General features: G+C 73.7%; 22 protein-coding genes. 9 read left to right on the forward strand and 13 right to left on the reverse strand.

The features are described from left to right. Positions 1-59 precede the first annotated feature (59 nt). Genes ACIBJC_RS04055 through ACIBJC_RS04070 form a run of 4 tightly spaced genes read right to left on the reverse strand, consistent with a single transcriptional unit; the run spans position 60 to position 4524 of the window. Positions 60-1313 (reverse strand): glycosyl hydrolase, encoded by a 1254-nt coding sequence (locus tag ACIBJC_RS04055; protein WP_399287394.1) that lies wholly within the window; start codon positions 1311-1313, stop codon positions 60-62. A 60-nt stretch (positions 1314-1373) separates the two neighbouring features. Then, positions 1374-2234, reverse strand: coding sequence for a carbohydrate ABC transporter permease (locus tag ACIBJC_RS04060; RefSeq protein ID WP_399287397.1), 861 nt, complete (start codon positions 2232-2234; stop codon positions 1374-1376). Then, entirely contained in the window at positions 2231-3214 is a 984-nt protein-coding gene (locus ACIBJC_RS04065) for a carbohydrate ABC transporter permease (RefSeq protein WP_399287400.1), read from the reverse strand. Before ACIBJC_RS04065 ends, ACIBJC_RS04060 begins: the two co-directional genes overlap by 4 nt. A 17-nt stretch (positions 3215-3231) precedes the next feature. Continuing rightward, positions 3232-4524: an ABC transporter substrate-binding protein gene (locus ACIBJC_RS04070; protein ID WP_399287403.1), complete on the reverse strand. Its 1293-nt coding sequence runs from the start codon at positions 4522-4524 to the stop codon at positions 3232-3234. A gap of 457 nt (positions 4525-4981) precedes the next feature. On the opposite strand from ACIBJC_RS04070, the gene ACIBJC_RS04075 reads away from it, so the two are divergent. Then, the gene (locus tag ACIBJC_RS04075; protein WP_399288121.1) at positions 4982-5998 is read left to right on the forward strand and encodes a LacI family DNA-binding transcriptional regulator; all 1017 of its coding nucleotides are present in this window, start codon (positions 4982-4984) and stop codon (positions 5996-5998) included. A 59-nt stretch (positions 5999-6057) separates the two neighbouring features. On the opposite strand, the gene ACIBJC_RS04080 is transcribed toward ACIBJC_RS04075, so the two are convergent. The 4 genes from ACIBJC_RS04080 to ACIBJC_RS04095 all read right to left on the reverse strand — a co-directional run bounded on the left by ACIBJC_RS04080 (position 6058) and on the right by ACIBJC_RS04095 (position 9580). Further along, positions 6058-6246: a hypothetical protein gene (locus ACIBJC_RS04080; RefSeq protein ID WP_399287406.1), complete on the reverse strand. Its 189-nt coding sequence runs from the start codon at positions 6244-6246 to the stop codon at positions 6058-6060. A gap of 81 nt (positions 6247-6327) precedes the next feature. Further along, positions 6328-6723 carry a hypothetical protein gene (locus ACIBJC_RS04085; protein ID WP_399287409.1) on the reverse strand — a complete coding sequence of 132 codons (396 nt, stop codon included), beginning with the start codon at positions 6721-6723 and terminating at the stop codon, positions 6328-6330. Between the two features lie 92 nt (positions 6724-6815). Then, entirely contained in the window at positions 6816-9077 is a 2262-nt protein-coding gene (locus tag ACIBJC_RS04090; RefSeq protein WP_399287412.1) for a phage holin family protein, read from the reverse strand. A 95-nt stretch (positions 9078-9172) separates the two neighbouring features. Further along, a complete protein-coding gene (locus ACIBJC_RS04095) occupies positions 9173-9580 on the reverse strand; it encodes a hypothetical protein (protein ID WP_399287414.1) in 408 nt (135 codons plus the stop codon). Between the two features lie 247 nt (positions 9581-9827). Between ACIBJC_RS04095 and ACIBJC_RS04100 the strand changes: the two genes are divergently transcribed. Together ACIBJC_RS04100 and ACIBJC_RS04105 are read left to right on the forward strand one after the other, a co-directional pair. Further along, complete coding sequence (locus tag ACIBJC_RS04100) at positions 9828-10634, forward strand: MBL fold metallo-hydrolase (RefSeq protein ID WP_399287417.1); 807 nt, start codon at positions 9828-9830, stop codon at positions 10632-10634. Next, positions 10634-11386, forward strand: coding sequence for a DedA family protein (locus tag ACIBJC_RS04105; protein ID WP_399288124.1), 753 nt, complete (start codon positions 10634-10636; stop codon positions 11384-11386). Before ACIBJC_RS04100 ends, ACIBJC_RS04105 begins: the two co-directional genes overlap by 1 nt. A gap of 11 nt (positions 11387-11397) precedes the next feature. Here the strand turns inward: ACIBJC_RS04105 and ACIBJC_RS04110 are convergent, their stop codons facing one another. After that, entirely contained in the window at positions 11398-12615 is a 1218-nt protein-coding gene (locus tag ACIBJC_RS04110; protein ID WP_399287420.1) for a pyridoxal phosphate-dependent aminotransferase, read from the reverse strand. Between the two features lie 242 nt (positions 12616-12857). Here ACIBJC_RS04110 and ACIBJC_RS04115 point away from each other — a divergent pair, with 242 nt between their 5' ends. The 6 genes from ACIBJC_RS04115 to ACIBJC_RS04140 all read left to right on the forward strand — a co-directional run bounded on the left by ACIBJC_RS04115 (position 12858) and on the right by ACIBJC_RS04140 (position 17568). After that, a complete protein-coding gene (locus ACIBJC_RS04115; protein WP_399287423.1) occupies positions 12858-14360 on the forward strand; it encodes a bifunctional phosphatase PAP2/diacylglycerol kinase family protein in 1503 nt (500 codons plus the stop codon). Between the two features lie 60 nt (positions 14361-14420). Further along, positions 14421-14996 carry a GNAT family N-acetyltransferase gene (locus ACIBJC_RS04120; RefSeq protein WP_399287426.1) on the forward strand — a complete coding sequence of 192 codons (576 nt, stop codon included), beginning with the start codon at positions 14421-14423 and terminating at the stop codon, positions 14994-14996. 18 nt (positions 14997-15014) lie between these two features. Further along, entirely contained in the window at positions 15015-15791 is a 777-nt protein-coding gene (locus ACIBJC_RS04125; protein WP_399287428.1) for a VOC family protein, read from the forward strand. A gap of 73 nt (positions 15792-15864) precedes the next feature. Continuing rightward, positions 15865-16674: a methyltransferase domain-containing protein gene (locus ACIBJC_RS04130; protein ID WP_399287431.1), complete on the forward strand. Its 810-nt coding sequence runs from the start codon at positions 15865-15867 to the stop codon at positions 16672-16674. A gap of 63 nt (positions 16675-16737) precedes the next feature. Beyond that, complete coding sequence (locus ACIBJC_RS04135) at positions 16738-17097, forward strand: VOC family protein (RefSeq protein WP_399287434.1); 360 nt, start codon at positions 16738-16740, stop codon at positions 17095-17097. A gap of 120 nt (positions 17098-17217) precedes the next feature. Then, complete coding sequence (locus tag ACIBJC_RS04140; protein ID WP_399287436.1) at positions 17218-17568, forward strand: DUF6204 family protein; 351 nt, start codon at positions 17218-17220, stop codon at positions 17566-17568. On the opposite strand, the gene ACIBJC_RS04145 is transcribed toward ACIBJC_RS04140, so the two are convergent. The 4 genes from ACIBJC_RS04145 to ACIBJC_RS04160 form a co-directional block, all read right to left on the reverse strand. After that, positions 17534-18088: a GNAT family N-acetyltransferase gene (locus ACIBJC_RS04145; protein WP_399287438.1), complete on the reverse strand. Its 555-nt coding sequence runs from the start codon at positions 18086-18088 to the stop codon at positions 17534-17536. The two genes, ACIBJC_RS04140 and ACIBJC_RS04145, sit on opposite strands and share 35 nt — an antisense overlap. Before the next feature lie 42 nt (positions 18089-18130). Continuing rightward, positions 18131-19078: an LD-carboxypeptidase gene (locus ACIBJC_RS04150; RefSeq protein ID WP_399287441.1), complete on the reverse strand. Its 948-nt coding sequence runs from the start codon at positions 19076-19078 to the stop codon at positions 18131-18133. Then, positions 19075-21093 (reverse strand): S9 family peptidase, encoded by a 2019-nt coding sequence (locus ACIBJC_RS04155; RefSeq protein WP_399288127.1) that lies wholly within the window; start codon positions 21091-21093, stop codon positions 19075-19077. The genes ACIBJC_RS04150 and ACIBJC_RS04155 overlap by 4 nt, the downstream gene beginning before the upstream one ends. Positions 21094-21186: 93 nt before the next feature. Beyond that, positions 21187-22527: a M20/M25/M40 family metallo-hydrolase gene (locus ACIBJC_RS04160; RefSeq protein ID WP_399288130.1), complete on the reverse strand. Its 1341-nt coding sequence runs from the start codon at positions 22525-22527 to the stop codon at positions 21187-21189. Position 22528 lies beyond the last annotated feature (1 nt).

Consider the following 22528-nt stretch of genomic DNA (forward strand, 5'->3'; position numbering starts at 1 on the left):
CGGCCCTGATCGGACCGGCCCTGATCGGCCCGGCCCTGACCGGCCCGGCGCCGGTCCGGTCAGGGGATGTCGTCGGGGTGGACGACCTCCGTGATGGAGCGGGCCGCGAGATGGGCGCTGTCCTCGGCCCGGCTCGCGAGGACGGCGGTGGGCCGGGCGCCCGCCTCGGTCAGCCGGGCGAACGCCTCGAAGAACGCGCCGCCGGGGGCGCAGGTGGCGCGGTCGGGCGCGGTCGTGTCGTCCCCGGTGTCGACGGCGAGCGCGAGCGTACGGGGCGCGGGCGCGTAGGCGCGCTCGCGCCACTCGGCGACGGTGCGGGCGAGGGATTCCCCGGCCGGTTTGACCTTCCGTTCGTTGGTCAGCAGGCCGAGGTCGTACTCCAGTTCGGGGAAGTCGGCCAGCGAGCGCGAGACGTCGTGGGAGCACCACCAGGTGATGCCCCAGACGTCGGCGCAGTCCAGCGCCGCCGCCACCGTGGCGTCGGTGAAGGCGGCGGCGTGCTCGGCGGGGATGAGCGGCGCGGGGGCGCCGACCTCCTGGAGCCAGACCGGCCGGTGCGGCTCCAGCGCCCACGCCTTGGACAGCTCGATCAGGTACGCGGCGTGGTGCTCGGTGGCGGTGCCGGTACGGCCGTGGCGCTGTGCTGTGCCGTTGAACACCCAGGAGTGCACGGCGGTGACGGCGCCGATCGTGGCGGCGTGCGCGGGGGTGAAGGCGTGCCCGTCCTGGTACCAGGCGGCGTCGTACTCGGCGTGCAGATGGAGCTTGCCGGGCGCGCCCTCCTCGCACGCCGCGAGCAGCGTGCGCAGCCAGCTCCCCGCCTGGTCCGGGGTGACGGGGTCCGGGTCGGGGTGCGGCGGCCCGGAGAACTGGTTGATCTCGTTGCCGATGGTCATGCCGATGAAGTTCGGCCGGTCCGCGAGAGCGGCGGCGAGCGTACGGAGGTACGCGGCCTGCCCGGAGACGACATCGTTGTCAGTGAACAGGTTCCGCCGGTGCCAGGTCCGGGTCCAGGCGGGCAGGAAGTCGAAGCTCGACAGATGGCCCTGGAGCCCGTCGACATTGACGTCCAGACCGCGTTCGGCGGCGGCGTCGGCGAGCTGCACGAGCTGCTCGACGGCGCGGGGCCTGATCAGGGTGCGGTTGGGCTGGAAGAGCGGCCAGAGCGGGAAGACCCGGATGTGGTCGAGGCCGAGCCCCGCGATCGAGTCCAGGTCCGCGCGTACGTCGTCCAGGTCGAAGTCCAGCCAGTGGTGGAACCAGCCCTGGCTGGGCGTGTAGTTGACGCCGAAGCGCGGCGCGGGAGTGCTCATGGGGGGCAACGTTGTCCTGCTTCTGTGCGGTGCGTGCGGTGGTGCGTGCGGCACGGGAGGTCAGCCCTTGACGGCGCCTTCGCCGACGCCCCGGAAGAAGTAGCGCTGGAGGCAGGCGAAGAGCACGATGAGCGGGGCCACGGCGATGATCGTCCCCGCGGCGACCAGCCGGGGGTCCTGGGCGAAGGTGCCGTGGAGGTAGTTGAGTCCGATGGTCAGGGTGAAGTTCTCCGGGTCGCTGAGGACGATCAGCGGCCAGAGGAAGTCGTCCCAGGCGCCCATGAACGCGAAGATCGCGACGACGGCGAGGGTGCCCTTGACGGCGGGCAGGGAGATGCGCAGGAAGCGCTGCCAGACGTTGGCGCCGTCGACGAAGGCGGCTTCCTCCACCTCCGGCGGCAGGTTGAGGAACGCGTTGCGCATCAGCAGGACGTTCAGCGCGCCGATGGATCCCGGCAGCAGCACACCGATGAGGGTGTTGTTCAGGCCGAGGTCCCGCATGGTGGTGAACTGGGCGATGATGATGCCCTCGACGGGGACGAGCATGGCGAGGATGAACGCCAGGGTCGCGGCGGCACGGCCCCGGTAGCGCAGCCGGGCCAGCGCGTAGCCGGCCAGGGCGGCGCCGACGCAGTTGGTCACCACATTGGCGAGGGCGACCTTGAGCGAGTTGAACGCGTACTCCCATACCGGGATGATCTCGGCGACCCGGGTGTAGTTGTGCAGGGTCACGTCGTCCGGGAGGAAGGTCGGCGGGTAGCTGTAGATGTCCTCCGTCGGGCCCTTGAGCGAGGTGGAGAGCTGCCAGAGGAACGGCCCGATCATCACGGCGAGCATGACGAGCAGCAGGGTGTAGCGGAGCACGAGCTGCCAGGGCGCGATGCGCCGGCCCTCGGCGTCGGTGGTCTTCAGGATGCTCACGCGTCCTCCTTGCGGTCGGCGCGGAGCACCAGCAGCATCAGGCCGACGGTGACGACGAAGACGACCACGGAGATCGCGGAGGCGTAGCCGACCCGGCCGCTCAGCCCGGTGCCGACGCGCTGGACGAGCATGACGAGGGTGGTGTCCTCGCCCGCCGGGCCGCCGCTGGGGCCCGCCATCAGATAGACCTCGGAGAAGACCTTGAAGGCGCTGACCGAGGAGAGCGCCGCGACGAGGACCATCGTGGAGCGTACGGCGGGCACGGTGACGGTGACGAAGCGGCGTACGGCCCCGGCGCCGTCGACGGCCGCGGCCTCGTGCAGCTCGCGCGGCACGTTGGCCAGTGCGGCCAGGTAGATGATCATGTAGTAGCCGAGGCCCTTCCAGACCGTGACGGCCATCGCGCTGAATAGCAGCAGCCACTGGTCGCTGAGGAAGCCGACCCGGCCGACACCCACGGCCTCCAGCACCGAGTTGACCAGTCCGCGGTCGTCGAGCAGCCAGACCCAGATGAGGCCGACCACCACGATCGAGGCGACGACCGGGGTGTAGAAGGCGGAGCGGAAGAAGGTGATGCCGGGGATCTGCCGCTGGACGAGCATCGCCAGCAGCAGCGGCAGCAGGACCAGGGCCGGAACGACGCAGACGACGTACAGCGTGCTGTTGCGCAGCCCGATCCAGAACATCTCGTCGTGGATCAGCTCCCGGAAGTTGTCCAGGCCCACGAAGCTGCCGGAGATCAGGGTCCGGCGGTCGGTGAAGGAGTTGATGAGGGTGCTGATGAAGGGATAGAGACTGAAGGCGCCGACGACCAGCAGTCCCGGGGCCGCGAACAGCCAGGGACTGAGGGAGAGTTGGCGCCGGATCCCGCGCGCGGGCCCGCGGCGGGGCCCACGGCCGCCGGAGCCGGGGCTCCGGAGCGTGGGCCCCGCCGCGGCGGAGTCCGGGGGAAGTGCCCGGGGGGCGGTGGAGCTTTTCATGGTGCGGGGCTCAGCTCTCAGCTCTGCTTGAGCAGACGGTCACAAGCCTCGACGGCCTGGTCGAGCGCGGCCTGAGGGCTCTGCTTGCCCTGGAGCGCCTTGGCGACCTGGTTGCGCAGCTCGGTCTTCATCTGCTCGCTGAACAGGACGGGCGTGTAGTTCTCGGCCTTCTTCAGGGACTTGGCGGCGGCGATCCGTACGCGGGTCTCGTCGGTGCCGTCCTCCTTGGTGAAGTACGGGTCGTCCAGGGAGCCCTTGGTGCTCGGGAAGATGGCGACCTGCTTGGCGAAGGACATCTGGCGGGTCGCGTCGGTCACGAAGTGCGCGAAGGCGACGGCGGCGGGCTTCTGCTTGGTCTTGGAGTTGACCATCACGCCCATGACGTACATGTTGACCTTGCCGGTGTTGCTGATCTGGTCCGTGATCCCGATGTTCTTGTAGAGCTTCGGGGCCTTCGTCTTGAAGTTCTCCAGGTCCAGCGCGCTGCCCGGGTTCATGGCCACGGACTCGGTGAGGAACTTGGTGCCGGAGGACTCGGGGGTCGCGGTCAGCGCCTGGGAGTCGAGCGCCTTGGCCTCGAAGAGCTTCTTGTACTCGGTGATCAGCTCGACACCCTTGGCGTCGTTGAAGGAGAAGCCGGTGCCCTCCTTGTTCATGAGCTGGACGCCGTAGCGGCCGAAGTCCTCGATGGTGGGCACCTGGGCGAGCGTGGCGATCTTGCCGTTGCTCTGCTCGGCCAGCTTCAGCCCGTCCTTGAAGACCTGGTCGTAGGTGGTCGGGGGGTTCTCGGGGTCGAGCCCGGCCTCGCTGAACAGGCGCTTGTTGTAGAAGGTGGGGCCGGTGTTCAGGTACCAGGGGAAGCCGTACGTACCCTCCATGCCCGGTATCTGGTGGCTCTTCCAGGCGTCCGGCAGGTACTCCTTGCCGAAGGCGGCGGCCGTCTTGTCCTTGTCGAGGTCAAGGGCGAGACCGGCCTTGGCGAGCGGGGTCACCAGGTCGGGGGAGATGTTGACGACGTCGGGGAGCGTGCCGCCCGCGGCGTCCGCGCTGAGCTTGTCGGCGTAGCCCTCGGCGGGCCGGTCGATCCACTTCACCTCGGTGTCCGGGTACTCCTTCTCGAAGTCCTTGATGACTCCGTTGAAGTAGTCCTTGAAATTGGCCTGGAGGTTCCAGGTCTGGAAGGTGATCTTGCCCTTGATGTCGCCCGAGGCGTCGGAGGACTCGTCGTCGGATCCTCCACCACAGGCACTGAGAGGCAGGACAGTGGCGAGAACAGCGGCGAGGGCGACTGCTCTTCGGGAGATGCGCACGGTGAACGGCTCCTTCTGCTCAGACCGGACGTGCGGTCGGCGAGCCGGAGCTTCGGCGCCCCGACTCCTTATGCCCAGCAGACCTTGCAATGCGTGCGCGTGAAAGTCAACACATTCTCGTCACAAACACGGCTTCGGCTGGTTTCGCCGCAGCTCAGACCGGTTATTACGACTTAGTTGCAGTGCAGGACTAATGCGCTTTAGAATGCTGCGACTCAAGCGCATTAGTCCGGGGTCCAGATGGCTCGTCCGATACGGCAGGAAAAGGGGCACCGGGGTGACAGGGAAGCAGCCGTCGGCCGGTAACGCCCGAGCCGCCGCGGACCCCCGGGACGCCGCGGATCCCCGTGCTGCCGCGGACCCCCGGCCGGTCACGGACACCCCCTCGGCCACCGGCACCCGGCCACCGGACGTGGAGACTCCGCCGGTCCGTCGTACCCCCGCGCGCCGCCCGACGATGAAGGACATCGCCCAGCGGGCCGGGGTCTCGGAGAGCGCCGTGTCCTTCGCCCTCAACGACCGCCCCGGCGTCTCGGAGGTCACCCGCGCCCGGGTCCGCCGGGTCGCGGAACAGCTCGGCTGGCGCCCCAACACCGCCGCCCGCGCGCTCTCCGGCGAGGGCTCGGCCACCGTGGGCCTGGTGCTGGCGCGCCCGGCGGCGTCCCTCGGCGTGGACTCGTTCTTCCTGCAACTCATCTCCGGCATCCAGGAGATCCTGTCAGAACGTCAACTCGGCCTCCTCTTCCAGGTGGTGGAGGACGTGTCCGCCGAGTGCGCGGTCTACCGCCGCTGGTGGGCCGAGCACCGCGTGGACGGTGTCCTGGTCGTCGACCCGAGGACCGACGACCCCCGTCCCGGAGTCCTGGACGAGCTGGGGCTGCCCGCCGTCGTCATCGGCGAACTGCCGGACGGCGACACGCGGACCCACCCGGCGCTCTCGCGGGTACGGGCGGACGACGCGGGCGCGATGACCGCCGTCGTGGGCCGGCTGCACGAACTGGGGCACCGCAGGATCGTCCATATCGCGGGGCTGCCCTCGCTCGCCCACACCGAGCGGCGGATCCGCTCGCTGCGCGCCGAGGCGGAGCGCTACGGCCTCCCCGAGGTGCGTTCGCTGACCACCGACTACTCCGACACGCAGGGCGCGGCGGTGACCCGCCGGGTGCTGGAGGAGGACCGCCCGCCGACGGCCCTGATCTACGACAACGACGTGATGGCGGCGGCCGGCGCGGCGGTCACGGCCGGGCTCGGGCTCGCGGTGCCCGGCGACGTCTCGGTCGTCTCCTGGGAGGACTCGGCGCTGTGCCGGCTGGTCCGGCCGTGGCTGACCGCACTGTCCCGCGACTCGGTCGCGTTCGGCCGGATCGCGGCGCGCGAGCTGGCCGCGCTCCTCGACGGCGGCGCGGCCCGGACCGTACAGGTCCCGCTCCCCCGGCTGATCGAGCGCGAGAGCCTGTCCAGGGGCCGCGCCTGAGCGGCGCGCTCCGGTCGTACCCGCGTACAGGGCGGGCACGACCGGAGGTTCGGCGGCGATCAGCTCGCCGCCGTACCGCTCCCGCCGGGTTCCCCGTCCGTGGACGGCCGTTCGGCGGCCGGGACGAGTTCGGGGGCGGTGTCGGACGGACTCGGGCTCGGGGAGCGGCGGCGGGGCTTCGGAGTCTCGGCGCGCGCGGCCTCCGCGCGGATCAGGGCGTTGAGCGCGGCGAAAGCGTCGATGGGCATGGCTGTGTCCTTAACGTGAAGGGGGTGACGTGCTGCTGGACAGGCGGGAGAGTTCCCGGGGACGCGCGGGTGCCCGTCCTGTCAGCAGCGCAGCACCGCACAGCGCGTCGGGCCCGCCACCCGCGGAGCTCCCGCGGGGATCCCGCGGCCCGGGTCCGGGGACGGCCTCATGGCGTCCGGCACCAGCAGGTCCGGCGGCTCCATCCGGGCCCTCGCCGGACGCTCCGTCCTGGCGGGGTCGGTGTGCTGATCGGTCTCGGCGGTGTCCTGCTGTCCTTCGCCCCGCCCTTCGCCGCCCGGTTCCGGTGTGCCGGAGGCGGGCGGCAGGGGGTCGGCGGCCCGCGCGGTCGCGGAGCAGGAGGCGGCGGAGCTCCCCAGGAAGGCGATCAGCACCAGCAGCGCCACCACCACGGCCCGGCGCACGGCTGCGGCGTGCGCGGCCGCGGCGCGGGGGGCGAGAGGCGGGGCACAGCGCATGGGCATGACCTCCTGGGACATGCCACCCCTGCCCATGCGCGGCCCGGCCCGGTCCTGCTACCGGCGGAAACCGCTCGCACGGGGTACGCGCGCTACGCCGGGTCCCGCTCGTTCTCGGTCGTGCGTGCTCCGGCAGACAGCGCATTCGCCTCGGGGCCGGCGCCGGCTCCGGTCCCGGAACCCGCGAGGGACGCCGCCGCCTCCGCCGCGTCCGTCGCTTCCGCGGCCTCCGTCACCTCCGCCGCCTCCGTCACTTTCGCCGCCTCCGCCGCATCCGTCGCCGCCCCGAGCGGCACCTGCGGCCCGCCGCCCTCGCGCAGCCACCGCCGGAGCACGGCGTGCACCCGCTCCGCGCCGACGAGTTCACCGCGGTCGGGCACCGGCGCGCTGAGCACCAGCGGCGACAGCAGGAAGGGCCGCGCCTGTTCGCCGCCGAGCCCGCCGTGCGAGCCGATCTGCTCCTCGAAGGCGTGCACCCGGCCCGTCCCCGGGTCGTACATCGAGTTGACCATGATGTCCGCGACATGCGGGAAACCATCGGTACGGCGCACCGCGTCGGCCGCGCCGGGGCCCATGCCCGCCAGCGGCCCGTCGTCGTCCAGCGCGTCGATGGGGACCTCCACGCCGCCGTGGCCCAGCACCACGGAGCCGTGCTCCTCGCTCCGTACCAGCAGGAATCCGATGCCCGGATGGCTGGCGAGGGTCCGCAGCAGCGCGGGGTGGCGCCGGTCGATCTCCTCGCGGCTCATCCGGCCCGGTACGTCCGGGAAGGAGATCAGACCGAGGTTCCCCGAGGCGAGCACGACCGGCTCGGAGGAGCTCGCGGGGGGCTCCGCCCCGTCGTCGTCGGTGCGCTCCGGCCGGTGCAGCGCGCCGAGGACGGCGTGGCGCGCGGCATCGCGCGCCTCCGCGCCGCTCCTGGACCGCCCGGCCCTGCGGGAGACGGGCAGCCCGCACCCGGCCCGCACGAGGTCCTTGAGCGTGAGCCCGTACGCCCCCTCGAAGGTCTCGCCGGGGCTCTGGCCGTGGTCGGAGAGGAGCACGATCCGGTACGTACGGGGGGCGTGCTCGGCCACCCTGGCGATCAGCCCCACCGACCGGTCGAGCCGGGCGAGGACCCGCACGGCGTCCCGGCTGTGCGGCCCCGAGTGGTGCGCGACCTCGTCGTAGGCGACCAGGTCCGCGTAGACGGCGGTCCGGCCCGCCAGCATGTCGCCGAGCACCGCCGCGACCACGACGTCCCGCTCGACGACGGTCGCGAAGGCCCGGATGAACGGGTAGAGCCCGCCGCGGCCCACCCGCGGCCGGTCGCCGCGCAGCCGCGCCCGGGTGGACTGGCCGATCTCGCGGCAGACGTCGGCCACGAACGAGACGACCGTACGGACGGCGTTGGCCGGGTCGGAGAAGTACGCGAAGTAGCCGGCCCGGGAGCGGTTGGCGCGGGCCCGCCGGGCCGCGATGGAGAGCACCAGGGCGAGCTGGTCGGCGCCGCCGCTGAAGAGGTTGCCGCGGCTGGCGCCGTCGAGGGTGAGCAGCCCGCCGTCGCCGGTGCGCTCGATGGCCCGGCGCTGGAGTTCGGCGGCGCTCGCGGGCCGGTTGCTGACCATGACCCGGCCGGTGTCCTTCTCGTACCAGCGGAAGGCGGGGACGTCGTGGTTGGAGCCGTGCAGGATGCCGAGCTGGCTGGCCCCGGTCTGGCTGGACCAGTCGGTGCGCCAGGGCGTCAGCCGGTGGGTGGGGCGCTCCCCTGGGGCCAGCCAGCTCGCGATGTGCGGCACCTCCCCCGCGGCGACCGCGTCCAGCAGCACCTGGTGGCCCACCCCGTCGAGCTGGAGGAAGACCGTGCCGGGCACGTCGCCCCGGCGGCCGTCGTCGCCGTCGCGACCTCGTCTGCGCCGTCGGCGGTCGGCGAGGCGCGAGAGGCGGTGCCGGTACGCCTCGTCGTCACCGACGGCGAGGGCGGTGGCGGTCGCGGAGGCGACGGCGGACATCACGGCGGCGACCACCACCGCGGTCTGCGGGTCGGCGGCGCCCCGCCCGTCGGGGATGAGCCGTAGCGCGATCAGCAGCAGCGAGCCGTTGAGGAAGAACACCAGCAGGCCGAGGACGAGGGCGGGGACCAGCAGCAGCGCCCGGACGAGCACGGGCCAGACCAGCGCGCCGAGCAGACCGAAGGCGCCCGCTCCCCAGGCCGCGGTGACCGCGATCCTGGTGGGGCTGTCCCCGTCCGGGGACTGGAGCTCGAAGTCGGGCAGGATGCCGGCGAGCGCCAGCATCGTCACCGTGGACACCGCCCATACGATGATCACCCGCAGCAGGGCTCTGCCCGTCGTACGCCATCGCCCCTTGAACACTCCGCCGTCACCTCGCGTCCGGGCCCGTACGGCTCACGGGCTCGGCCCCCAGCCTCGCACAGCGCCGCGCGGACCCCGCGGTCCTCCCTGCGGGATCACAGCGGTGTGGAGCGCGCCCTCGCCGGTATCGAGAGCCTGCGGTGGACCTCCGCCTTCCGCTCGGCGTCGTAGCACGGCTCGTCCAGGCCGGCCGTCTCCAGCCGTACGCCCCGGCGCTCGCACTCGGCGGCGAAGGCGGGTACGGAGGTGAACGCCCGGTCGAGGACCCGGTCGTTGGCGGCGACGAAGAGATCGACCAGCCCCTCGTCGACATCGGTCCACAGGCTGCAGTGGTCGGGGCGCAGCCGGTAGAAGTAGAGCTGGCGGGTGACGGTGTAGCCCTTGTCGGCGGCCCAGCGCGCGCACATCAGGTGCTGGCCGTGGGTGTCCACCAGGAAGGGGTCGTGGTCCAGTTCCTCCAGCGGCGTCAGGCTGGCGATCGCCGTCACGCGTACCTCGCCCATGCCGCTCCCCCGCTCCCCCGCGCACCCTCGGGCCCGTCCCCCGGGGCCCGCCTTCGTTCCGCAGACCCTAACCCGCGCACGCCTTCGTGAGGCAGGCGCGCACGGGGCGGTCGGAGGCGCGCGTCCGGGCGCACCCCGTCCGCCCGGACGGGTGGCGGCCGTACGCTGAGGGCGAGGAGCAACCCCGGGTGGGGAGCGGGAGACCCCGCGCCCCCGCGCGCGCCGGGCGGATGGAGCTGAGGTCGGGTTGGGAACGGTCGGGTCGGGAACTGTCATCACCTGGTGGGGCCATGCCACCTGCACGGTCGAGGATTCCGGTGTACGGATCCTGACGGACCCGGTGTTCGTGCGCCGGCTCGCGCATCTGCGCCGGCGCCTGGGGCCCGTACCGCCGCCCGAGGCGGGGGTCGCCGACGCGGTGCTCGTCTCGCATCTGCACTCCGACCATCTCCATCTGCGGTCGCTGGCCAGGCTCGCGCCCGGCACCCGGCTGATCGTGCCGCGCGGCGCGGTGCGTGCGGTGCCGGGGCTCCGGCGGCTCGACGCGCGCCGCAATCCGGCGGGGCTGCGGATCACGGAGGTGGACGCGGGCGACGAGGTGGAGATCGGTCCGGTACGGGTACGGGCGGTGCCCGCGCACCACGACGGGCGCAGGCTGCCGGTCGGACCGCACCGCTCCCCCGCGCTCGGCTATGTGATCACCGGCGAGTCGCGGACGTACTTCGCGGGCGACACGGGGCTCTTCGACTCCATGGCCGAGACCGTGGGGCCGGTGGACGTGGCGCTGCTGCCGGTCGGCGGCTGGGGGCCGCACCTCGGGCCCGAGCACCTCGACGCGGGGCGCGCGGCCCAGGCGCTGGCGCGGCTGGCGCCGAGCGCGGCGGTGCCGGTGCACTACGGCACGTACTGGCCGATCGGGTTCGACGGGGTCAGACCGCACGAGTTCTACGCGCCGGGCGGCGAGTTCGTACGGAAGGCGGCGCGGCTCGCTCCGGAGGTGGCCGTCCATCTGCTGCGGCACGGCGAGAGCGCGCGACCGGAGGTCGTACGGTGATCGACCGGCTCCTGGCCCAGTTCGCGGTGCTGCCCCCCGAGTCGACACAGCAGGCCGTGGGGTATCCGTCGGTCTTCCTGCTGGTGGCGCTCGGCGCGCTGGTGCCGGTGGTGCCGACGGGCGCGGTGGTGAGCACGGCGGCGGTGGTGGCGCTCCACACGAGTTCGCCTCGCCCGGCGCTCACGGCGCTCTCGATGGGCTGCCTCTTCCTCGTGGCGTCCTGCGCGGCCTTCCTCGGCGATGTCGCCCTGTACTGGCTCGGGCGGCGCGGGGTCGGCTCGAAGAACGGTTCACGCTGGCTGGCGGCGCTGCGCAGGAACGCCCCGCCGGACCGGCTCGAACAGGCGCAGCGCAAGCTGCGGGAGCACGGGGTGACGGTGCTGGTGCTGTCCCGGCTGGTGCCCGCCGGGCGGATTCCGGTGATGCTGGCCTGCCTGCTCGGGGAGTGGCCGCTGCGCCGGTTCGCCCGGGGCGACTGGCCGGCGTGTCTGGCGTGGGCCGCGACGTACCAGCTCATCGGGGTGGCGGGCGGCTCGCTGTTCGCCGAGCCGTGGGAGGGCGTGCTCGCGGCGGTGCTGTTGACGGTGCTGGTCAGCGGTGTCCCGGCGCTCTGGCGCAGGCTGCGACGGCGGCGTACGGACGAGGCGGGCGGGACGGGCGGGACGGGCGGGCCGGAATCCGGCCGGCTCGCGGGTACCGAGGTCCGGCCGGCACCCGAGCCGCACCCAGGACCGGAGGGCGGGCGGCCGTAGGAGCGGTGGGGTCAGCGCAGTTCGTCGAAGGCCGCCGCGAAGCCGGCGAGCGCGCGCGCCACGTGCGGCAGTTCCAGGGGCGCCGCCGCGCCGAGGGTCTCCAGCCCCTGCTCCGGGGTCGCCCCGAGCAGCGGGCCGGTCGGCAGCCGGACGCGCAGGGCGCCCAGTTCCTCCCCGAACCGGTGGCCGCCCGGGGTGTGGGTCCCCAGGCGCGCGCCGAGATGGTTCTCCAGTTCCAGGGAGTCGGTGACGCCGAGCGCGGCCAGCCGCGGGCGCAGCGGCCCGAGGTCGGCGTAGAGGTGGCGGCCCGCCCGTGGTGTGCGGGCGAGGGCGCCGGAGACGAGCACCGCGTGGTGGGCGGCCTCGGCGATCCGCCCGTACAGCGTGGCGGCGTCCCGCGCCCGCGCCGTGACCGTCGCAGGCTCGTCCAGCGCGTGGGCGGCGGCAGCGGCGACGGGACCGGCCACGAAGGCGCCGAGCGCGGTGAGGATGTCGAGGGTCCTGGCGCGCAGGGCGGCCCCGGCCGGGGTGGCGGGGTAGCGGGCGACGGCCAGGGGCCAGGCGGCCGGGAGGAGCGAGCCCACCGCGTCGCAGACGACGGTGACCTCGTCGGGCCACATCCCGGCCGGGCTGAGCAGCACCGTCTCGTGGGGCCGGTGCAGGGTGTCGCGCCAGGTCTCGTCGCTGATGATGTGCAGCCCTTCGCCGACCGCCGCCTCGCACGCGGCGCGGACCGGTTCGGGCGGGGCGACGGTGGCGGTGGGGTCGTCGGCGAGGGAGAGCAGCAGCACGCGCGGATCGCCGCCTTCCGCCCGGACCCGCCGGACGGTCTCCAGCAGGGCGTACGGATCGGGCACGCCGCCCGCGTCGGCCGGGGCCGGTACGTGGTAGGCGGGCCGGCCCAGCAGCCGGGCCTGCGGTGTCCACCAGGCGGGGCAGGGCCGGGGCATCAGCACGTCGCCGCCGTACGCGGCGAGCAGCGCGAGGAGCAGCGGCTGCGCGCCGGGGGCGGCGGCCACGTCGTCGAGGCCGCCGGGCAGCCCCCTGCGGGACCAGTAGCCGCAGGCGGCCTCGCGGAGGACCGCGCCGCCGCCGGGCGGCTCCGGTTCGGTGCGCCCGGCCGCCGCCGCGCACGCCTCGACCAGTTCGGGCAGGGCGGGCAGTCCCGCCTCGGGGGCGGGCGGGCCGTAGCGTACGGGACCACGGCCCTCGGGAGCCGTCCGCCGCATATGCGCCACCTCCGTGGCCGCCCGTGGGCCGGTCCGTCCCGTGAGCCGGTTATCTTGAGCCCTTTATACGGAGGTTTGTCCCTGTGCGCTTCTCGGGTTCCGCCACCCCGCCGTCCGGCCCGTCCTCCGACCCGCTGTCCGGCCCGTCCTTCATGCCTCCGCCCGGCCCGTCCCGCTCGCCGGGGGCGTCCGCCGTACCGGCCGGTCCGCTTGATCCCTCCTCACGGGGGTACCCGCGTGCCATGCCGAACACCGCTGCCCCCGCCGCCTCCGCCCTCAGCCGCGCCCGGATCGCCGCGCTGCTCGAATCCTGGGACGACCGGGCCTTCCGGGCGGTCGCCGGCCGGCACTGGCCGGGCGCGGACCCCGTACTGCCCCGGCTGAGCCGCGGCGCGAACCACGGGCTGCTCTGGTTCGGGGCGGCGGCGGGGATGGCCGTGCTGGGCGGCAGCGCGCGCTCGCGCCGGGCGGCGCTGCGGGGTGTGGCATCGCTGGCTGTCGCGTCGGCCACCATCAACACGGTGGGCAAGCGCGCGGTGCGCAGGCAGCGTCCGCTGCTCGATGTCGTGCCGGTGATACGGCGGCTCAAGCGGCAGCCGTTCACCTCGTCCTTCCCGTCGGGCCACGCGGCCTCGGCGGCGGCGTTCGCGACGGGGGTCGCGCTGGAGTCGAAGGGATGGGGCGCCGCGGTCGCGCCCGTGGCCGCCGCCGTGGCGCTGTCCCGGGTCTACACCGGCGTGCACTATCCGAGCGATGTTCTGGTGGGCGCGGCGCTGGGCGTGGGGGCGGCCTTCGCGGTACGGGGGATGGTGCCGACGCGTTCCCAACTGCCCGCCCCGGGACGGCCGCACACCCAGGCGCCCGCGCTGCCCGGCGGCCAGGGGCTGACCGTCGTCGTCAACCGGGCCTCGGGATCCTCGGACTCGGCGGAGCTGGTGCGCGACGCGCTGCCGTTCGCGCGGGTCGTGGTCTGCGCGCCGGAGGAGGTGGACACGGAGCTGGAGAAGGCGGCGGGCGACTGCCGTGCGCTGGGCGTCCTCGGCGGCGACGGAACCATAAACCGCGCCGCGTCCGTCGCCGTACGCCACACGCTGCCGCTGGCGGTCTTCCCCGGCGGCACGCTCAACCACTTCGCGTACGACCTGGGCATCGAGAGCGTCCACGACACCTGCCGGGCGCTGACGGCCGGGGACGCCGTACGGATAGACCTGGGGCGGTTCACCCCGGGCCCCGGGGGCGGCGAGCCCGGCCACTTCGTCAACACCTTCAGCCTGGGCGTCTACCCGGAGCTGGTGCGGGTGCGCGAGCAGTGGGCGCCCCGGATCGGCGGCTGGCCCGCCGGGGTGCTGGCGGCGGCGCGGGTGCTGCGGGGCGAGCACCAGATCGACGCGGAGTTCGAGGGCAGGCGGCGGTCGCTGTGGCTGCTGTTCGCGGGCAACGGGATCTACCAGCAGATGGGCCCCACCCCGGGCCACCGGCAGAACCTGGCCGACGGCCTGCTGGACCTGCGCATCGTGCACGGCGGCCGGGCGCCGGGCGCGCGGCTGCTCGCCGCCGCGCTGGCCGGCCCACTGAGCCGCTCGCCCGTCCACGCGGCGGTACGGATGCGCCGGGTCCGGATCAAGAACATCGCGCCGGGCACCCGGCTCGCGTACGACGGTGAAGTGGCCGAGGCGCCGAGGGAGTTGACGCTGGACAAGGCGATCGAGGCGCTGACGGTCTACCGGCCGCAGGCGCTGCTGTAGCGGCCCCCGCCGGGGTATATCCGCTGGACAGCCCCCGGCGCGCGGCCGAGGATCGCCGGGGTGGACACGGAACACATCCTGGAGACCGGCAGGCTGCGCCTGCGCCCCTTCATGGACGACGAGGCGGAGGTGGCCCGGGTCGTCGCGCTCGACAACGACCCGGGCGTGCGGCGGTTCATCGACGGCGGTCGGCCCGTCTCCCCGGACACGGTCCGGCGTACGACCCTGCCGAGGCTGCTGGGCCCGGGGTTCTGGGCGGCCGAGGAGCGGGCCACGGGCGCATGGCTCGGCTGGTTCTGTCTGGAGCCGGGCCCCGGACCGGTCCCCGGCGGAGAACCGGACTGGCGCGCCCCGGAGTTGGGCTACCGGCTGCGCCGCGCCGCGTGGGGCCGGGGGTACGCCACCGAAGGGGCGCGTGCCCTGGTCCGTACGGCGTTCACCGCGCTCGGCGCGCAGCGGGTGACCGCGCAGACCATGACCGTCAACACCGGGTCGCGGCGGGTGCTGGAGAAGGCGGGGCTGCGGTACGTCCGTACCTTCTTCGAGGAGTGGCCGGAAACGATCGAGGGCTCGGAACAGGGCGATGTCGCGTACGAACTGACCCGGAAGGAATGGGGGAAGGTTGGCCTCACCTGACCAGATCGAGGAGGCGCCGTGACCCTGGAACCACCCCTGCCCGAACAGCCGGAGTTCGACCATCTCGTGCACTGCGTACCGGACGTGGAGTCCGCCGCCCGCGCCTACACGCGGGCCGGACTGCCGGCCCACGCCAACCCGGAGTACCTGGGCTACCGCAACGGCGCCTGGCGGCTCGACACCCGCTACATCGAGCTGTCGAGCGTCGTCGACCGCGCCGCCTTCCTCGACTCGCCGTACGGCAGGGCCATGCGGGGCTGGCAGCCGCGTTACGACGCGCTCGTCGCCCGGGGCGGCGGCGCGCTCAACTTCTGCGTCCACGTGGACGACGTCGGCGCCACCACGCGGCGGCTGCGCGCCGAGGGGCGCACGGTAGAGCTGCTGACCTTCGCGCCGGAGGGCTCCCCCGTCTCGTTCCGCGAGGCGATCCTCCGGGACGTGCCGCCGTGGGCGCCGTTCTTCGTGACGTACACGCCGGACCGTCGGACGATCCTGACGCGGTACACCGCGCCGGGCCGGGTGAACCGGGGGCCGCACGATCTCGCCGGCATCCTGATCGAGACCCCGGACCCGGTGGCCTCGGCGGCCTGGCTGGGCGGGCTGCTCAGCCTGGAGCCCGGGGGGTCGGCCACGGTGGTGGAGCTGCCGCTCGGGGCGGTGCACTTCACCGAGGGGGACGCCGACGCGATCACCGCGCTGCTGCTCTCGGAGGGCGCGCCGCCGACCGCGGTGATCGACGGGCTCGCCGTACGGCCGCTCGGCTCCGTCCCCTCCCTCAGCAGCCCGTCCGTATAGCAAGACACGCATCTCATCATGCGGCACAGAGGCGTAGCGTGGCCTGACCACTTCACGACGAGGGAGTCCGGCCATGCCTAAGGAGACCGCCGTCTACACCCACGGGCACCACGAGTCCGTGCTGCGCTCGCACACCTGGCGCACGGCCGCCAACTCCGCCGCCTACCTCCTGCCCGAACTCCGGTCCGGCCAGGACGTGCTGGACGTGGGGTGCGGGCCCGGGACCATCACCGCCGACCTGGCCGCGCTCGTCGCGCCGGGTACGGTGACGGCCGTCGACGCCTCCGAGGACGTCCTCGGCACGGCACGGGCGACGGCCGAGGCCGCGGGCGTGACCAACGTCCGCTTCGCGGTCGCCGATGTCCACTCCCTGGACTTCCCGGACGACTCCTTCGACATCGTCCACGCCCACCAGGTCCTCCAGCATGTCGGCGACCCCGTCCGGGCCCTGAGCGAGATGCGCCGGGTGTGCCGGCCCGGCGGGACGGTGGCGGCGCGCGACTCGGACTACGCCGCCTTCACCTGGTTCCCCGCCGTACCGGTGCTGGACGACTGGCAGGAGCTGTACCGCCGCGTGGCGCGCGCCAACGGCGGGGAGCCGGACGCGGGGCGCCAACTGCTGTCCTGGGCGCGGCGCGCCGGGTTCACCGAGGTCGAGACGACCGCCACGGCCTGGTGTTTCGCCACGCCCGAGGAGCGCGCGTGGTGGAGCGGGCTGTGGGCGGACCGTACGGTCGCGTCGGGCTACGCGGCGCGGGCGGTCGACGGCGGACACACGACGCGCGAGCGGCTCGCGGAGATCGCCGCGGCGTGGCGGGAGTGGGGCGAGGCGCCGGACGCCTGGTTCATGGTCCCGCACGGCGAGATCCGCTGCCACGCCTGAACACCGGGCCTCCCCCGCGCCCCTCACCGCCTTCCTCGCGCCGGGCCAACTAACCTGGTGGGCATGGAAATCCTGGGAACCACGCTGCGCATCTGCGTCGACGACCTGGAGACGTCGGTGGCGTTCTACGAACGCCTCACCGGAAGTCCCGCGCTCCGCTTCGAGCGTGGCGGGGTCTCCGTCGCCGCCGTCGGCTGCTTCCTCCTGATGAGCGGTCCCGCCTCGGAGATCGACGTCCTGCGCAAGGTGCAGGCGACCATCGCGGTCAAGGACGTCGACGAGACGCTGACGGTGCTCACCGGTGGCGGCGCCCGGGTCGTCGCGGGCCCGGTGCCGACCCCGGCGGGGCGCAATCTGATCGCCGTGCACCCCGACGGCTCGGTCTTCGAGTACGCCGACCGCAAGGTGGTCCCCGCGCCCTGACCGGCCGCCGGGTCCGCCGGGCCGGGTCGGAGGGTGCGTCGACGGCCACGAAATTCCGCGTGCGCGCCATCCCCTCCGTCGTACGCTGCGGCCTCAAGGGAAGAGGAAGTGAGCGGCGGGATGAGCATGCAGCACACGTACCGGGTGATCGTGCGCGGGACCTGGGAGGGGCTGACGGAGGAGAGCCGCGCCCGGCTCCTCGCGGAGCTGGATCTGCACGGACTGGCGCGGATGCGGTTCACACCGGAGGGCTCGCTCACGTACGACGCGGCGCTCAAGCACTTCAGCTACCGGTACGAGGTGGTCTCGGACGCGGCGGACGGCGAGGAGATGGCGGGCGCGCTCGCCGAGGAGCGTGCCGAGTCGGCGCTGCGGGAGCTGGGCTGCGGCCACGGGGCGCTGCGGTCCACGGTGACCGATCTGGACACGATGAAGATCAACCGGAAGGGGTCCAGGACGGCCCCGCGGTGATCGCCCAGCGCTCGTGGCCGCGCCACTCGCCGTCGACGAGGAGGAAGTCCGGCGAGTAGCCCTCCAGCCGGAACCCGGCGCGCCGTACGAGCGCCACGGACGCGGTGTTGGCGGGCTGGACGTTGGCCTCCAGACGGTGCAGACCGAGCCGGCCGAAGGCGCGGCCGATGACCAGTCCCAGCCCCTCGCTCATCAGCCCGCGTCCGGCGGCGTGCGCGAAGGCGCCGTACCCGAGCGCCCCGCAGCGGAACGCGCCCCGGACGATGTTGTTGATGTTGACGAACCCCGCGATGCGGTCGTCGTCGCGGGCGCAGACGAGGTGGCCCGCCCGCGCGGGGTCCTCGATGAGCCGGCCCGCGTATGCGGCGTACGCGGCGGGCTCGTCCGGCGGGAAGAGCCAGGGGCGGTGCAGTTCCCCGCTCGCGCGGGCGAGGGCGGTGAACTCGTCGGCGTCCTCGGGGCGGAACGGGCGCAGATAGGTGCGGGGGCCCTCGGCGAGCGGGGTGGGAGGTCCGGGCATCGCGCCAGCCTACGACCTGTTCGCCGCTCGCCCCGGGGCCCGTCAGGTCAGTGCGGGCACGTCCAGGGTGAGTGTGGCGCTCTCCGCGTCCAGTACCCCGGGCACGCCCAGCGGCACCGTCAGCGCCGTGTCGCCGTGTCCGAAGCCCAGTTCCTCGACCACCGGTACGCCGAGACCTCCGAGCCGGTCGAGCAGCAGCGCGTGGACGTCCTCGTACGGGCCGCACCCCGCCCAGGAGCCGAGGCCGATCCCGGCGACGCCGTCCAGCCAGCCGGAGCGCAGGAGTTGGGTGAGGATGCGGTCGAGGCGGTACGGCTCCTCGCCGACGTCCTCGATCATCAGCAGCCCCCCGGCGGCGGAGGTTCTGGCGTACGGGGTTCCGAGGTCGGCGGCGAGCAGGCTGACGCAGCCGCCGAGGGTGACGCCGCGGGCCCGCCCCGGGACCAGCCCGCGTGCCGTGTCCAGGCCGAGGGTGCGTACCGACTCGGGTGCGAACAGCGTGGCGCGCAGCGACTCCTGGGTCGCGGGGTCCTTGAGGAAGGTGAGGGCGGCGGTCATCGGGCCGTGCAGGGTGGCCAGCCCGGCCCGGACGGCGAACGCCTCGTGCAGCGCGGTGATGTCGCTGTAGCCGACGAAGACCTTGGGGCCCGCGGCCCGGATCGCGGTCCAGTCGAGCAGGTCCACCATGCGCTGGACGCCGTACCCGCCCCGGGCGCAGAACACGGCGGAGACGGACGGGTCGCACCACGCCTCCTGGAGGTCGCGGGCGCGGTCCGCGTCGCTGCCGGCGAGGTAGCCGTGGGGGTGGACGTCCAGGACGTGCGGGGCCACGACCGGGTCGAGGTCCCAGCCGCGCAGGATGTCGAGCCCGGCGTCGAGCCGGTCGGCGGGGACGGGGCCGCTGGGCGCCACGACGGCGACGCGGGCCCCCGGACGCAGCCGCGCGGGCCGGGTCAGGGGCGTCGGCCGGAACGCGGACAAGGGTGTCATGTCGTCAGCTCCAGACGCGGGACGTCGGTACGGGTGAGGCCGAAGGTCTGTGCGTACAGGGAGAGTTCGGCCTCCAGCGCGCGGACCATCGTATCGGCCCTGCGGAAGCCGTGCCCCTCGCCCTCGAAGGCGATGTACGCGTGCGGGATGCCGCGTCCGGCCGTGCGCGCCAGGAAGCGCGCGCTCTGGGCGGGCGGGCAGATCACGTCGTCGAGCCCCTGGAGCAGCAGGAACGGCGCGGTGATCCGGTCGACGTGCTGGAGGGGCGAGCGCTCGCGGTAGCGGCCGGGGACCTCGGCGAACGGGCCGATCAGCGAGTGGAGGTACTGGGACTCGAAGTCGTGGGTCTCGTCGGTGGCCCAGCCGACCAGGTCGAGGACCGGGTAGATGATCGTGCCGCAGGCGTAGACGCTCGTGCCGGTGAGGGAGGCCGCCGCGGTCCAGCCGCCCGCGCTGCCGCCGCGTACGGCGATCCTGGCACGGTCGGCGGTGCCCTCGGCGGCCAGCGCCTCGGCGACGGCCGCGCAGTCCTCGACGTCGACCACGCCCCACTGTTCGCGGAGCCGGTCGCGGTAGGCGCGCCCGTAGCCGGTGGAGCCGCCGTAGTTGACCTCGGCGACGCCGATGCCGCGCGAGGTGAAGTAGGCGATCTCCAGGTCGAGGACGAGGGGCGCGTGTCCGGTGGGTCCGCCGTGGGCCCACACCACGTACGGGGGCAGTTCGTCGGCGGGGGCGCGCAGGCCGGGGTGGTGCGGCGGGTAGATGTGGGCGTGGATCTCGCGGTCGTCGGGCCCGGTGAAGGTACGGATCTGGGGTTCGGGGTAGTACGCGGGGTCCACCGGGTCGTGGTGGGCCGAGCCGATGACGCGGGCCTCTCCGGTACGGGTGTCCACCTCCACGACCTCGTACGCGCTGCGCGGGCTGGCGGCGACGCCGATGACGCGGTCGCCCCGGACGGCGAGGGTGGGGGCCCATTCGGTCCAGGGGCCCGCGGCGTCGACGAGTTCGCCGGTCCCGGGGTCGAGGATGCCGAGCGTGGTGGAGCCCCGGCCGTGGATGACGGCGATCAGCCCGTTCTCCAGCGGCCGGAACCACCGGAGGCCGATCTTCCACAACGGTCCGCCGAACTCCTCCTGGCGGCCGGGGCAGAGCGCCGTGCTCGCCACGGCCCCGTCGCCGGGCCGTTCGGGGCGGATGCGCTGCAACTCCCACCAGCCGCTCAGGTCGGAGACGAGGAGCAGGGAGCCGTCCGGCGCCCAGTCGGCCTGGGCGACCGACTCGTCGGTGTCCCCGACCACCGGCCGGGCCCCGGTGAAGGGGGCCGTGGCCGTCCCGGGGGCGGGTGCGGACACCTCGCCGAGCATCACCACCGTGCCCTCCCACGGCATCCGGGGATGGTCCCAGGCGATCCAGGCGACGGAGCGCCCGTCCGGCGAGAGCCGGGGTCCGGTGACGAAGCGGTGCCGGTCGTCGGAGAGTTCGGTGACGGCCGTACGGTCCTCGGCGGCCGAGCCGTCCAGCGGTACGGCCACGATCGCCCGGCGTACGTCGGTGGGCCGTTCGCCGGTGAACTCCTCCATGACGCACCAGACCTCGCCCCGGTCCAGGTGGATCACCGGGTCGGCCCAGCGCAGCCCGCCGCCGACGGCCGACACCGGGGTGAGCGGGCGTGGTTCCGCCGTGCCCTCCGGCTCGTACGCGTACAGGCGCTGGTCGGGCAGGTGGACGAAGACGGCGAGCGGGCCGCCGGCGGGGCGGTCGGCGCCCGCCCAGGGCAGGCCGCCGTACTCGATCACCCGGCTGCGGACGTTCCAGGGTTCGGGCAGTACCGGTTCCTCCCGGCCGTCGGCGCGGCGGCGTACGAGCGCGCGCCGGCCGCCCTCCTCCGGGCGCGGCTCGGTCCACCACACCTCGCCGCCGACCGTTCCCACGTACTCGGGGCGCCCGTCGTGCGAGGCCGCCAGGGTGGCGTCGATGGGGGACGGCCAGGTCCCGTAGGGCCCGATGGGCAGTATCACGAGCGTTCCTCGCTCCTCGGCACGGCGTGCGCGGACGTACTCGGTCGGGTTCAGACGAGTTCGGTCAGGTTCAGGCGATTTCAGATGGTTTCAGGCGGACTTCAGATAGTGGTCGAGCACCCGGACACCGAAGTGCAGCGCCGAGACCGGTACGCGTTCGTCCACGCCGTGGAAGAGCGCCTGGTAGTCGAAGCCGGGGGGCAGCCGGAGCGGGGAGAAACCGTAGCCGGTGATGCCGAGGCGGGAGAACTGCTTGGCGTCCGTGCCGCCCGACATGCAGTACGGCACGACGTGCCCGGCCGGGTCGAAGCGTTCGACGGCGGCGCGCAGTTTGGCGAAGGTCGGTGAGTCGACGGGCGCCTGGAGGGCGACCTCCCGGTGGTGGAACTCCCACTCCACATCGGGGCCCGTCAGCATGTCGATGGTGGTACGGAACTCCTCCTCGCCGCCGGGCACCATCCGCCCGTCGACGTACGCCGTGGCCTGCCCCGGGATCACATTGACCTTGTAACCGGCCTCCAGGACCGTCGGGTTGGCGCTGTTGCGCACCGTCGGCTCGACCAGCGCGGCGGCCGGTCCCAGCTTGCCCAGCAGGCCGTCCACGTCGAGGTCATCGGCGTACACGTCGGTCTCTATGCCGTGCAGCACGGCGATCTCGGCGAGCGCCGCCCGTACGGTCGGGGTGAGCCGGACGGGCCACGGGTGGTCGCCGATCCGGGCGATGGCGGCGGCGAGCCGGCTGACGGCGTTGGCGCGGTTCACCTTGGAGCCGTGCCCCGCCGTGCCGTGGGCGGTCAGTTTGAGCCAGCCGGTGCCGCGTTCACCGGCGGCGATCGGGTAGAGCGCCATGCCGGGGCCCGCGTGGAAGGTGAAGGCGCCGGATTCGCTGATGCCTTCCGTGCACCCCTCGAACAGCTCGGGGTGGTGGTCGGCGAGGAAGCCGGAGCCGTCCTCGGCGCTGGCCTCCTCGTCGGCGGTGTAGGCGATGACGATGTCGCGGCGCGGCCGGACCCCGTTCCTGGCCCAGGCCCGGACGACGGACAGGACCATCGCGTCCATGTTCTTCATGTCGACCGCGCCCCGGCCCCACACCACCCCGTCCCTGATCTCGCCGGAGAAGGGGTGGACGGTCCAGTCGGCAGGTTCGGCGGGTACGACGTCGAGATGGCCGTGGACGAGGAGCGCGTCGGCGGACGGGTCGGTGCCCTCGATCCTGGCCACGACGTTGGTGCGCCCCGGGGTCCGCTCCAGGAGGGTGGGTTCGAGCCCGGCCGCGGCGAGACGCTCCGCGACGTACTCGGCCGCCGGCCGCTCCCGGCAGTCCCCGCCTCCCCGGTTGGTGGTGTCGATACGGATGAGGTCGGAGGTGAAGGTGACCACCTCGTCGAGCGCCGCCGTATCGAGAGCATCACTGGTGTCGCTGCGCGTCATG

This window comes from Streptomyces sp. NPDC050509, from assembly GCF_044457965.1.
Lineage (GTDB): Bacteria > Actinomycetota > Actinomycetes > Streptomycetales > Streptomycetaceae > Streptomyces.